At 59.3% G+C, this 13,087-nt stretch carries 12 protein-coding genes; 9 read left to right on the forward strand and 3 right to left on the reverse strand.

The window, feature by feature from the left end; genetic code table 11:
• Positions 1-77: 77 nt before the first annotated feature.
• On the reverse strand, positions 78-2,348 hold the full coding sequence (clpA, locus tag AB4Z35_RS24015; protein ID WP_008000854.1) for an ATP-dependent Clp protease ATP-binding subunit ClpA: 2,271 nt from the start codon (positions 2,346-2,348) through the stop codon (positions 78-80).
• 30 nt (positions 2,349-2,378) lie between these two features.
• Positions 2,379-2,741, reverse strand: a complete 363-nt coding sequence (gene clpS / locus AB4Z35_RS24020) for an ATP-dependent Clp protease adapter ClpS (protein ID WP_033052565.1) — start codon at positions 2,739-2,741, stop codon at positions 2,379-2,381.
• Between the two features lie 224 nt (positions 2,742-2,965).
• On the opposite strand from clpS, the gene cspD reads away from it, so the two are divergent.
• On the forward strand, positions 2,966-3,232 hold the full coding sequence (gene cspD, locus AB4Z35_RS24025; RefSeq protein WP_442099826.1) for a cold shock domain-containing protein CspD: 267 nt from the start codon (positions 2,966-2,968) through the stop codon (positions 3,230-3,232).
• A gap of 80 nt (positions 3,233-3,312) precedes the next feature.
• Here cspD and icd read toward each other — a convergent pair whose 3' ends face one another.
• Positions 3,313-4,569 carry an NADP-dependent isocitrate dehydrogenase gene (gene icd / locus AB4Z35_RS24030; RefSeq protein ID WP_007972065.1) on the reverse strand — a complete coding sequence of 419 codons (1,257 nt, stop codon included), beginning with the start codon at positions 4,567-4,569 and terminating at the stop codon, positions 3,313-3,315.
• Here icd and AB4Z35_RS24035 point away from each other — a divergent pair.
• The 8 genes from AB4Z35_RS24035 (at position 4,568) to AB4Z35_RS24070 (ending at position 12,957) form a co-directional block, all read left to right on the forward strand.
• On the forward strand, positions 4,568-4,735 hold the full coding sequence (locus AB4Z35_RS24035; protein WP_442099827.1) for a hypothetical protein: 168 nt from the start codon (positions 4,568-4,570) through the stop codon (positions 4,733-4,735). The genes icd and AB4Z35_RS24035 overlap by 2 nt on opposite strands.
• Before the next feature lie 327 nt (positions 4,736-5,062).
• The gene (locus tag AB4Z35_RS24040) at positions 5,063-7,288 is read left to right on the forward strand and encodes an NADP-dependent isocitrate dehydrogenase (RefSeq protein ID WP_442099828.1); all 2,226 of its coding nucleotides are present in this window, start codon (positions 5,063-5,065) and stop codon (positions 7,286-7,288) included.
• Between the two features lie 240 nt (positions 7,289-7,528).
• Positions 7,529-7,975, forward strand: coding sequence for an NUDIX hydrolase (locus AB4Z35_RS24045; RefSeq protein WP_116261004.1), 447 nt, complete (start codon positions 7,529-7,531; stop codon positions 7,973-7,975).
• Between the two features lie 59 nt (positions 7,976-8,034).
• Entirely contained in the window at positions 8,035-9,168 is a 1,134-nt protein-coding gene (mnmA, locus tag AB4Z35_RS24050; RefSeq protein WP_442099829.1) for a tRNA 2-thiouridine(34) synthase MnmA, read from the forward strand.
• Positions 9,165-9,788: a high frequency lysogenization protein HflD gene (gene hflD, locus AB4Z35_RS24055; RefSeq protein WP_442099830.1), complete on the forward strand. Its 624-nt coding sequence runs from the start codon at positions 9,165-9,167 to the stop codon at positions 9,786-9,788. The genes mnmA and hflD overlap by 4 nt, the downstream gene beginning before the upstream one ends.
• Positions 9,789-9,912: 124 nt before the next feature.
• Positions 9,913-11,283, forward strand: a complete 1,371-nt coding sequence (gene purB, locus AB4Z35_RS24060) for an adenylosuccinate lyase (RefSeq protein ID WP_007981277.1) — start codon at positions 9,913-9,915, stop codon at positions 11,281-11,283.
• A gap of 86 nt (positions 11,284-11,369) precedes the next feature.
• The gene (locus AB4Z35_RS24065) at positions 11,370-12,539 is read left to right on the forward strand and encodes a ribosomal protein uL16 3-hydroxylase (RefSeq protein ID WP_442099831.1); all 1,170 of its coding nucleotides are present in this window, start codon (positions 11,370-11,372) and stop codon (positions 12,537-12,539) included.
• The gene (locus AB4Z35_RS24070; RefSeq protein WP_442099833.1) at positions 12,532-12,957 is read left to right on the forward strand and encodes a GNAT family N-acetyltransferase; all 426 of its coding nucleotides are present in this window, start codon (positions 12,532-12,534) and stop codon (positions 12,955-12,957) included. Before AB4Z35_RS24065 ends, AB4Z35_RS24070 begins: the two co-directional genes overlap by 8 nt.
• The last annotated feature ends 130 nt before the right edge of the window (positions 12,958-13,087 follow it).

Raw genomic sequence — 13,087 nt, forward strand, 5'->3', positions numbered from 1 at the left:
CCCACAGGTCTTGATGTGCATTTCGCAGACAACAAAAAGGCGCCAATCGGCGCCTTTTTGCTTTGTTGCGATTAACGTCAGGCCATCTCGGCCGTGGTCTCGAACTCGAAGGTCAGCTCGCCGTCCTTGATGTCGATGTGTACCACACCGCCATGCTCGGCCAGTTCGCCAAAGAGAATCTCCTCCGCCAGCGGACGCTTGATCTTGTCCTGGATCAGGCGAGCCATAGGGCGAGCACCCATCGCCGCGTCGTAACCACCTTCGGCCAGCCAGTTGCGGGCCGCATCGGTGACTTCCAGCAACACACGCTTGTCTTCCAGCTGCGCCTGAAGCTCGGTAAGGAACTTGTCCACCACGCTCTTGATGACCTCATGGCTGAGGCGACCAAACTGGATGATGGTGTCCAGACGGTTGCGGAATTCCGGCGTGAAGCTCTTCTTGATCACTTCCATCGCATCGGACGAGTGATCCTGATAGGTGAAACCGATCGAAGCGCGGGCTGCGGTCTCGGCACCGGCGTTGGTCGTCATGATGACGATCACGTTACGGAAATCCGCCTTGCGCCCGTTGTTATCGGTCAGCGTACCGTGGTCCATGACCTGCAGCAGCAGGTTGAAGACTTCCGGATGCGCCTTCTCGATCTCATCGAGCAACAGCACGCAGTGTGGCTGCTTGGTGATGGCCTCGGTAAGCAGACCGCCCTGATCGAACCCGACATACCCCGGAGGCGCACCGATCAGACGCGATACGGTGTGGCGCTCCATGTACTCGGACATGTCGAAGCGAATCAGTTCGACGCCCAACGCTTTGGCCAACTGACGCGCCGCCTCGGTTTTACCGACACCGGTAGGCCCTGCGAACAGGAACGAACCGACAGGCTTGTCAGGAGATTTGAGGCCGGCACGGGACAGCTTGATCGCGGTCGCCAGCGAGTCGATCGCGGCATCCTGACCGAACACGGTCAACTTCAGGTCACGCTCAAGGTTACGCAACAATTCCTTGTCGGAGCTGGTGACGTGCTTAGGCGGAATCCGCGCGATTTTCGCGACGATGTCCTCGACCTGAGGCACTTCGATGCGTTTAACCCGCATTTCGATCGGTTGCAGGCGCTGGTAGGCACCCGCCTCGTCAATCACATCGATCGCCTTGTCCGGCATGTGCCGGTCATTGATATAGCGCGAAGCCAGTTCGGCAGCGGCGCGCAAGGCTTCATCGCTGTATTCGATATTGTGATGCTGTTCGAAGCGCCCTTTGAGACCGCGCAGGATACCGATGGTGTCTTCCACCGAAGGCTCCGACACATCGACCTTCTGGAAACGCCGGGCCAAGGCACGGTCCTTCTCGAAGATGCCGCGGAATTCCTGGAAGGTGGTCGAACCGATGCAACGGATATCACCCGAGGACAGCAGCGGCTTGAGCAGGTTCGAGGCATCCATGACGCCACCGGACGCGGCACCCGCACCAATGATGGTGTGGATCTCATCGATGAACAGGATCGCCTGCGGACGCTTTTTCAGCTCATTGAGCAACGCCTTGAAGCGCTTCTCGAAATCGCCACGATATTTGGTACCGGCCAGCAAGGCACCCAGGTCGAGGGAGTAAACCACGCTATTGGCCAGCAGGTCCGGCACCTGGTTGTCGACAATGCGCTTGGCCAGGCCTTCGGCAATCGCGGTTTTACCCACGCCAGCCTCGCCCACCAGCAGCGGATTGTTTTTACGCCGACGCGCCAGGATCTGCGCGACACGCTCGACTTCCAGCTCACGCCCCACCAACGGATCGATACGACCCTGGCGCGCCAGTTCATTCAGGTTGCTGGCATAAGCATCCAGGGGATTGCCCGAGGAAGAAGACTCACCACCCTCGTCGTCCTGCATATCTTGCTCACCTTCAGAGTGATCGCCATGCCCCGGCACCTTGGAAATGCCATGGGCGATGTAGTTGACGACATCTATACGGGCAACGCTCTGCTGTTTCAGCAGGAACACCGCCTGACTCTCTTGCTCACTGAAGATCGCGACCAGTACGTTGGCACCAGTCACTTCGCGTTTGCCCGAGCTCTGTACGTGAAACACAGCACGTTGCAGTACACGCTGGAAGCCCAGGGTTGGCTGGGTTTCACGATCCTCGTCATGAACCGGGATCAATGGCGTGGTGGAGTCGATGAACTCCTGCAGGTCATGCTTGAGTTTGTCGAGGTTTGCGCCGCACGCACGCAAAACGGTGGCGGCAGCCTCATTGTCCAATAGGGCCAGCAAGAGGTGTTCGACAGTCATGAACTCATGACGCTTCGAACGGGCCTCCTTGAAGGCAAGATTGAGGGTGACTTCGAGCTCGCGGTTTAACATAGCTTCACCTCATACCCAAGTGGTCGGCGATTAACCGTCCTTCTCGATTTCACAGAGTAGCGGATGCTGGCTTTCCCTGGCGTACTGGTTGACCTGCATGGCCTTGGTCTCCGCGATGTCGCGGGTAAACACTCCACATACTGCCCGCCCTTCCGTGTGGACGGCCAGCATGACCTTGGTCGCCAGCTCGCGATTCAGGTTAAAAAACACCTCGAGCACTTCGACGACGAAATCCATCGGTGTGTAGTCATCATTGAACAAAACCACCTTGTACATCGGCGGCGCCTGTAGCGCAGGCTTTGCCTCCTGAACAGCAATGCCTGTGGAATCGTCGTCGTGTAAATCAGGGTGATCCTGATTGAATGTTAGTCGAATCTGGCTGATTGCATGCATGGAAAGAAAGGTTCGTCAGTGGTTCAAATACAGTGGTGGGGGCGGCTATCAGCGTTTTCAACTCCGACTGCCCGGTCAGCTTGACTATCGGCAAAACGGTGTTACAACCAATAGAGCCCACAGTGGGTAAAAAAGGTCCGCGGAGTCAATCTTATTTACAGATTCGACTGCGGATGTACTGGATGATACTCCAGTGATGGAGTCTGTTGCAGAGGGAGTTGGGTATGTCAGGCGGCAAGGTCAGCGGCAAGGTCAAATGGTTCAACAATGCCAAGGGTTACGGTTTCATCATCGAGGATGGCAAGACAGAAGATCTGTTTGCCCACTACTCGGCCATTAAAATGGATGGTTATAAAACCCTGAAAGCCGGGCAAGCTGTCGTATTCGATATCATCCAGGGCCCCAAAGGCCTGCACGCGATCAACATCGACAACCCGGTGGATGCTTCAAAAGCGACGACATCCGCCCCGCAACAGACCGTTACGGTGTAAGACCACACCACCATCCCGCCATAAAAAAACCGCCTGACTCAACTTCTTGAATCAGGCGGTTTTCATGTGCCTGCGTATTCTTACATGTGCGAGATCAGCGCATCACCGAAGCCGGAAGACGAAACCAGCTTCGCACCCTCCATCAGACGCTCGAAGTCATAGGTCACGGTCTTGGCGGAAATCGCGCCGTTGGTGCCCTTGATGATCAGGTCGGCCGCTTCGGTCCAGCCCATGTGGCGCAGCATCATTTCAGCGGACAGGATCAGCGAACCCGGGTTGACCTGGTCCTTGCCGGCGTACTTCGGTGCAGTACCGTGGGTAGCTTCGAACATGGCCACGGTGTCGGACAGGTTGGCGCCCGGAGCAATACCGATACCGCCAACTTCCGCCGCCAGGGCGTCGGAGAGGTAGTCGCCGTTCAGGTTCAGGGTCGCGATCACATCGTACTCGGCCGGGCGCAGCAGGATCTGCTGGAGCATGGCGTCGGCGATGGCATCCTTGACGATGACATTCTTGCCGGTTTTCGGGTTCTTGAACTGCATCCACGGACCGCCGTCCAGCAGGGTCGCGCCGAACTCCTCAGCCGCCACTTCGTAGGCCCATTCCTTGAAGGCACCTTCGGTGAACTTCATGATGTTGCCTTTGTGCACGATGGTCAGCGAATCGCGATCGTTGTCGACCACATATTGCAGGGCCTTGCGTGCCAGACGCTTGGTGCCCTGCAGGGACACCGGCTTGACGCCGATACCGCAGTTCTCGTCGAAACGGATCTTGGTAACGCCCATTTCTTCCTTGAGGAACTTGATGACCTTGGTGGCTTCCGGCGTACCGGCCTTCCACTCGATGCCGGCGTAGATGTCTTCGGAGTTCTCGCGAAAGATGGTCATGTCGACATCGCCTGGCTTCTTGACCGGGCTAGGCACGCCTTCGAACCAGCGCACCGGACGCAGGCAGACGTACAGGTCGAGTTGCTGACGCAGGGCCACGTTCAGGGAACGGATGCCGCCACCGACCGGGGTGGTCAGCGGACCCTTGATGGAAACCACGTAATCCTTGACCGCGTCCAGGGTTTCCTGAGGCAGCCAGGTGTCCTGATCGTAAACCTGAGTCGCTTTCTCCCCGGCGTACACTTCCATCCAGGAAATCTTGCGCTCGCCACCGTAAGCCTTCTTAACAGCAGCATCGACAACCTTGATCATGACCGGGCTGATGTCGACACCAATGCCGTCGCCTTCGATGAAGGGGATGATCGGGTTATTAGGAACATTGAGAGAATGGTCTGCATTGACGGTGATTTTGTCGCCGACGGCTGGAACCTGAATCTTCTTGTAACCCATGCTGAACTCCATTGATTGGATTGAACATCTGGCTTGGTTCGAGCGTAACCCAGTTGAATCGGCGCGCAAACCCTATGTTCCACCCATCTGCCGCAAAGCCTTGCAACTCGCGAGCTACAAGCCTGAAAGCAAAGGGAAAAGCGCCAAACTCAAGCACGACGAATGACCCTACGCCCTGCTCGCGCCTGCGACCTTTAGACCAATGGACGACATTCGTTGCGTATGAACCATCGGCAGATTGCCAGCTACCTATGTATAATGCCGCCGCTGACTAAAGGGTCACGACGGGCGAAACAGCTCTACGATGAGTGTTTACGCCTGATAAGCCGGTCTGTTACCGCAGCCCGACTGCTTGACGCCCTACTGATGCACCCAACATCACAGCAACGAAACCTCGATATTCGGCTCATGGATGACTTTGAACGAACGCGCTTACCCGGCGCCCTCGAGTTTCTGCGCACGCTTTAGCAAAGAAGAGAGAGTTAATCCGAATATGCCCACCCGCTCGAAGATCATCTATACCTTCACCGACGAAGCTCCTGCCCTCGCCACCTATTCACTGTTGCCTATCGTAGAGGCGTTCACCGCCTCGGCTGATATCGCCGTTGAAACCCGCGATATCTCTCTTGCAGGGCGCATCCTGGCCAGCTTCCCCGAGCAACTGGGTGACAACGCCGTAGCCGACCACCTCGCCGAACTGGGCGCCCTGGCCGTTACGCCTGAAGCCAACATCATCAAGCTGCCGAACATCAGCGCCTCGGTTCCACAACTGCAAGCCGCAATCAAAGAACTGCAAGCCCAGGGCTACAACCTGCCGGACTACCCGGAAACCGTGACCTGCGACGCCGACAAAGAAGCCAAGGCGCGCTACGACAAGGTCAAGGGCAGTGCTGTGAACCCGGTTCTGCGCGAAGGCAACTCCGACCGCCGCGCTCCGCTGTCGGTCAAGAACTATGCGCGCAAGCACCCGCACAAAATGGGCGCCTGGGCCAAGGACTCCAAGTCCCACGTCGCGCACATGAGCACCGGCGATTTCTATGGCAGCGAAAAAGCTGCCCTGATCGACGCCGCTGACGCCGTGAAAATCGAACTGATCGCTCAAGACGGAACCACCACCGTCCTGAAAGAAAAGACCACCGTACAAGCCGGTGAGATCCTCGATTGCGCGGTCATGAGCAAAAACGCCCTGCGCAGCTTCATCGCAGCAGAAATCGAAGACGCCAAGGCACAAGGCGTGCTGCTGTCGGTTCACTTGAAAGCGACCATGATGAAGGTCTCCGACCCGATCATGTTCGGCCAGATCGTTGCCGAGTTCTATAAAGACGCACTGGCCAGGCACGCTGACGTACTGGCACAGATCGGCTTCAACCTGAATAACGGCATCGGCGACCTGTACGCGCGCATCAAGGCCCTGCCTGCCGAACAGCAAGCGGCCATTGAAGCTGACATTCAGGCGGTCTACGCCGCTCGCCCTTCCCTGGCGATGGTCAACTCCGACAAAGGCATCACCAACCTGCACGTGCCGAGCGACGTCATCGTCGACGCCTCGATGCCAGCCATGATCCGTGACTCCGGCAAGATGTGGGGCACCGACGGCCAGCTGCACGACACCAAGGCCGTGATCCCGGATCGCTGCTACGCGACCATCTACCAGGCAGTGATCGAAGACTGCAAGGCCAACGGCGCATTCGATCCGACCACCATGGGCAGCGTGCCAAACGTTGGCCTGATGGCGAAGAAAGCCGAAGAGTACGGTTCCCACGACAAGACTTTCCAGATCAAGGCTGACGGCGTAGTTCGCGTCACCGACAGCAAGGGCAACCTGCTGCTGGAACAGTCGGTTGAAGCCGGCGACATCTTCCGCATGTGCCAGACCAAAGACGCGCCGATCCAGGACTGGGTCAAACTGGCCGTCAACCGTGCTCGCGCCAGCAGCACCCCGGCGATTTTCTGGCTGGACCCGATGCGCGCCCACGATGGCGTGGTGATCGAGAAAGTTCAGGCTTACCTGAAGGATCACGACACTGCCGGCCTGGACATCCAGATCATGTCGCCAGTCGACGCCATGAAGTACACCCTGCAGCGCACCCGCGAAGGTAAAGACACCATCTCGGTGACCGGCAACGTACTGCGCGACTACCTGACCGACCTGTTCCCGATCATGGAACTGGGCACCAGCGCCAAGATGCTGTCGATCGTTCCGCTGATGAACGGCGGCGGGCTGTTCGAAACCGGCGCCGGCGGTTCGGCACCGAAGCACGTTCAGCAGTTGCTGGAAGAAAACTTCCTGCGCTGGGATTCGCTGGGTGAGTTCCTGGCCCTGGCGGCTTCCCTTGAGCATCTGGGTGTGACTTACAACAACCCTAAAGCTCTGGTTCTGGCCAAGACCCTGGACCAGGCCACCGGCCAGTTCCTGGACAACAACAAGTCGCCATCGCGCAAAGTCGGCAACATCGACAACCGCGGCAGCCACTTCTACCTGGCGCTGTACTGGGCTCAAGCCCTGGCTGCCCAGACCGAAGACACTGCACTGCAAGCGCAGTTCGCGACCCTGGCCAAGACCCTGACCGAGAACGAGGCGACCATCGTTGCCGAACTCAACGCTGTCCAGGGCAAGCCAGTGGACATCGGCGGTTACTACCACGCCGACGCCGAGCTGATCAGCAAGGCCATGCGCCCGAGCGCAACCTTCAACGCGGCTGTCGCTGCGCTGGTTTAAGGTTGTAAGGATGCAAAGAAGCCCCGGCCTAGTGCCGGGGTTTCTGCTTCTGGCGTGCGCAACCCTTGTAGCAGCTGACGAGCACCGCGAGGCTGCGTTCGGCGGCGCAGCCGTCGTAAAATCAGACTTTGCGGTGTGTCAGGCAGATCGTGCGCTCAGGGTTTACGACTGCTTCGCAGCCGAACGCAGCCTCGCGGTGCTCGGCAGCTGCTACACCCCACTATAAATCGAGGTACTTTCATGGACTGGAAACCCCACATCACCGTCGCCACCATCGTCGAAGACAACGGTCGCTTCCTGATGGTCGAAGAATCGAAACACGGACGAACGGTGCTCAACCAGCCCGCCGGCCATCTCGATCCGAACGAAACCCTGACCGAAGCCGCCATCCGCGAAACTCTCGAGGAAACCGGCTGGGACGTCGAGCCGACCGGCGTACTGGGTATTTACCTCTACACCGCTCCCAGCAACGGCGTAACCTACCAGCGGGTCTGCTTCATCGCCAAACCGCTCAAACACCACGCGGATTATCAACTGGACGACGGCATCGTCGGCGCCAAGTGGTTGACCCGCGAAGAATTAATGGAACAACGCGACAACTGGCGCAGCGAGCTGATCATCCGCTGCATCGATGACTATCTGGCAGGCATTCACTTCGGCCTCGAATTGATCCGTCCTTCTCTTTAGCCATGCAGGCTCCAGCCTGTTAGAATCGCGTCCTTTTTCAAGACACTCATTGAATCCCTATGCGTGATCCAGCCCCTTCTGACACACAAAAGAAGCGCGTCATTGTCGGCATGTCCGGCGGCGTGGACTCTTCCGTTTCCGCCCTCCTGCTGATCGAGCAGGGTTATGAGGTGGAAGGCCTGTTCATGAAGAACTGGGAAGAAGACGATGGAACGGAATACTGCACCGCCATGGATGACCTGGCGGACGCCCAGGCCGTGTGCGACAAGATTGGCATCAAGCTGCACACCGCCAACTTCGCCGCCGAGTACTGGGACAACGTGTTCGAGCATTTCCTGGCCGAATACAAGGCCGGACGCACGCCGAACCCGGACATCCTGTGCAACCGCGAAATCAAGTTCAAGGCGTTCCTCGACTACGCCATGATGCTCGGCGCCGACCTGATCGCCACCGGTCACTACGTGCGTCGCCGCGACATCAACGGGCGTACCGAACTGCTCAAGGGCCTGGACCCRAACAAGGACCAGAGCTACTTCCTGCACGCCGTGGGTGGTGAGCAGATCGCCAAGACCCTGTTCCCGGTCGGCGAGCTGGAAAAACCGCAAGTGCGCGCCATTGCCGAGAAATACGAGCTGGCGACCGCGAAGAAAAAGGATTCCACCGGGATCTGCTTTATCGGCGAGCGCCGCTTCAGCGACTTCCTCAAGCAGTACCTGCCGGCGCAGCCGGGCGAGATCAAGACCACCGAAGGCGAAATCATCGGCCGTCACCACGGCCTGATGTATCACACCATCGGCCAGCGCCAGGGCCTGGGCATTGGCGGACTGAAAGATGCCAGCGATGAGCCGTGGTACGTGCTGATCAAGGACCTGGAACACAACGAACTGATCGTCGGCCAGGGTAACGATCACCCGTGGCTGTTCTCCCGCGCCCTGCTCGCCTCCGACATCTACTGGGTCAACCCGATCGACCTGAGCCAGCCACGCAAGCTGACTGCCAAGGTTCGTTATCGCCAGAGCGACCAGTCGTGCACCCTGGAAAAAACCGCCACGGGTTATCGCGCAACCTTCGATGATCCGCAACGCGCGGTCACTCCGGGTCAGTCCGTGGTGTTCTATGACGGCGAAATCTGCCTCGGTGGTGGCGTGATCGAAATAGCGGAACCATGGACGAGCAAGGGCCAGGCCCTATGAACCCGATTCAGGAGCAACTGACAGCACTGGGCGGCGTGTTTCTCGCCGCGGTGCTGGTGGACAGGATTGCCAAAACCGGCCAGACCAACGAAGCCGGCCTGACCTGCATGCTCGGCAGCCTGCTGATCCGCGACCCCAAGGACACCCTGGAAGTCTACGGTGGCGACGACATCAACCTGCGCGAAGGCTATCGCGCACTGATCGGCGCCCTGGAGCGCGACCCGAGCGCCCTGCAACGCGAACCGCTACGTTACGCCCTGGCCATGCTCGGCCTTGAGCGCCAACTGGCCAAGCGCAACGACATGCTCGACGTGATCGGTTTACGCCTGCCGCAGATCCAGTCCCAGGTCGAACACTTCGGCCCGGCTCACGAAAACGTGATCGCCGCCTGCGGCGCGCTGTATCAGGACACCCTGAGCACCCTGCGCCAGCGCATCCAGGTGCACGGCGACATGCGCAACCTGCAACAACCGAGCAATGCCTCGAAAATTCGCGCCCTGTTGCTGGCCGGCATCCGTTCGGCACGCCTGTGGCGGCAATTGGGCGGTCATCGCTGGCAGCTGGTGATCAGCCGCCGCAAATTGCTGAAAGAGCTTTACCCATTGATGCGTAACGAATAACCCGCATCGACAGAACCGAACTTAGCAACACGCGTAATACGCCGGTCAGTTGGCGACGGACCGGCGGATTTTTTCATGTATGATACGCGCCCCATTTCGTTGCCCGACTGTCCGAGAACACCCCATGCAGCTCTCTTCGCTCACTGCGGTTTCCCCTGTTGACGGCCGCTACGCCGGCAAAACCCAGGCCCTGCGCCCAATTTTCAGCGAGTACGGCCTGATCCGTGCCCGCGTTCTGGTTGAAGTGCGCTGGCTCCAGCGCCTGGCCGCTCACCCTGCCATCAGCGAAGTGCCGGCGTTCTCCGCCGAAGCCAACGCTGTGCTCAACACCCTGGCGGAAAACTTCTCTCTGGAGCACGCCGAGCGTGTCAAAGAGATCGAGCGCACCACCAACCACGACGTCAAAGCCATCGAATACCTGCTCAAAGAGCAAGCGGCCAAGCTGCCGGAGCTGGCCAAGGTCAGCGAATTCATCCACTTTGCCTGCACCAGCGAGGACATCAACAACCTGTCCCACGCCCTGATGCTGCGCGAAGGCCGTGATGACGTGATGCTGCCGCTGATGCGCCAGACCGCCAATGCCATCCGCGAACTGGCCATCCGCTTCGCCGACGTGCCGATGCTGTCGCGCACCCACGGTCAACCGGCCTCGCCGACCACCCTGGGCAAAGAGCTGGCGAACGTGGTTTACCGTCTGGAGCGTCAGATCGCTCAAGTCGCTGCCGTTCCGCTGCTGGGCAAGATCAACGGCGCTGTCGGCAACTACAACGCCCACCTGTCGGCCTACCCTGAGATCGACTGGGAAGCCAACGCCCGCGCCTTCATCGAAGACGAACTGGGCCTGGGCTTCAACCCGTACACCACGCAAATCGAGCCGCACGACTACATCGCCGAGCTGTTCGACGCGATCGCGCGCTTCAACACCATCCTGATCGACTTCGACCGCGACATCTGGGGCTACATCTCCCTGGGTTACTTCAAACAGCGCACCATCGCTGGCGAAATCGGTTCGTCGACCATGCCGCACAAGGTCAACCCGATCGACTTCGAAAACTCCGAAGGCAACCTGGGTATCGCCAACGCACTGTTCCAGCACCTGGCGAGCAAGCTGCCGATCTCCCGCTGGCAGCGCGATCTGACCGACTCCACCGTACTGCGCAACCTCGGTGTCGGCTTCGCCCACAGCGTGATCGCCTACGAAGCCAGCCTCAAGGGCATCAGCAAACTGGAGCTCAACGAGCAGAAGATTGCCGCTGACCTGGACGCGTGCTGGGAAGTATTGGCCGAGCCGATCCAGACCGTGATGCGTCGCTACAACATCGAAAACCCGTACGAAAAACTGAAAGAACTGACCCGCGGCAAGGGCATCAGCCCAGAAGCGCTGCAGACTTTCATCGACGGCCTGGACATGCCAGCCGCCGCCAAGGCCGAGCTGAAATTGCTCACCCCGGCGAACTACATCGGTAACGCTGTAGAGCAAGCCAGACGCATCTGATCGACCGCTAGACCCTTTTAAGACGCCCGGCCGCGCCGGGCGTTTTTATTCCCGTCTGAAAAGTGCATTTTTTCAATAGGTTACACATGAATCCTGACATTCCTCTTCAACTTCTGGGCGGCATCACGGCACGGGAATTCCTGCGCGACTACTGGCAGAAAAAGCCGCTGCTGATCCGCCAGGCGATTCCTGATTTCGAAAGCCCGATCGACGCCGACGAACTGGCCGGCCTGGCGCTGGAAGAAGAAGTCGAATCGCGCCTGATCATCGAGCACGGCGAGCGCCCTTGGGAATTGCGTCGCGGTCCGTTCGCCGAAGACGAATTCAGCAAGTTGCCGGAACGCGAATGGACCCTGCTGGTGCAAGCCGTGGATCAGTTCGTGCCGGAAGTCAGCGAACTGCTGGAAAACTTCCGCTTTCTGCCAAGCTGGCGCATCGACGACGTGATGATCAGCTACGCCGCACCGGGTGGCAGCGTTGGTCCGCACTTCGACAACTACGACGTGTTCCTGCTGCAAGGCCACGGCAAGCGCAACTGGAAGATCGGCCAGATGTGCAACACCGAAAGCCCGCTGCTGGCCCACGCCGACCTGCGCATCCTCGCCGAATTCGAAGCGACTGACGAATGGGTACTGGAACCGGGCGACATGCTCTACCTGCCCCCACGCCTGGCCCATTGCGGCGTCGCCGTTGATGACTGCATGACCTACTCGGTCGGTTTCCGCGCGCCGAGCGCCGCTGAAGTGCTGACCCACTTCACTGACTTCCTCAGCCAGTTCCTGTCGGACGAAGAACGCTACACCGACGCCGACGCCGTGCCGACAGCCGATCCCCACCAGATCCAGCGCGATGCACTCGACCGCTTGAAAGGCCTGCTGGCCGAGCACATGAGCGACGAGCGCCTGCTGCTGACCTGGTTCGGCCAGTTCATGACCGAGCCACGCTACCCGGAACTGGTGGTGGGCCCGGAGGAGGTCGAAGAAGACGACATCATGAACGAACTGGAGCAAGGCGCGATCCTGATTCGCAACCCGAGCGCACGCCTGGCCTGGTCCGAAGTCGACGACGACCTGCTGCTGTTCGCCAGCGGCCAGAGCCGTTATCTGCCGGGCAAACTGCGCGAACTGCTGAAGATGATCTGCGCCGCCGACGCACTGCACGCCGACAACCTCGGCGAATGGTTGAGCGACGAAGACGGCCGYGGCCTGTTGTGCGAACTGGTCAAGCAAGGAAGCCTGGGGTTTGCCGATGAATAAGATTCACGTACGTGTCGCAGACTGGCAAAAGGACAACGCCGAGATCCGGCGCATTCGTGAAACGGTGTTCGTCGCCGAGCAGTCAGTTCCACCTGAACTGGAATGGGATGCCGATGACGCAACGGCTGTGCACTTCCTCGCATTCGAAGGCGACTTTCCAATTGGCACCGCCCGCCTGCTGCCTGACGGCCACATCGGCCGGGTGTCGGTGCTCAAGGACTGGCGCGGCTTGAAGGTCGGCGATGCGCTGATGCAAGCGCTGATTGGCGAAGCCGAAGCGCGCGGATTGAAGCAGCAGATGCTCAGCGCTCAAGTGCAAGCCACGGCGTTCTATGAGCGCCTGGGCTTTCGCATGGTCAGCGAGGAGTTCCTGGAAGCCGGGATTCCGCATGTGGACATGGTTCGCCATTCGGCTTGAGACCTTGTGGCGAGGGGGGCTTGCCCCCGTTTGAGTGCGCAGCACTCACAAAATCATGAAGTCAGTCGAATTTTGGGGCCGCTTCGCAGCCCAACGGGGGCAAGCCCCCTCACCACAAAAGCTGCATGCA

The sequence above is a fragment of the Pseudomonas sp. KB_15 genome (assembly GCF_052114525.1).
GTDB lineage: Bacteria > Pseudomonadota > Gammaproteobacteria > Pseudomonadales > Pseudomonadaceae > Aquipseudomonas.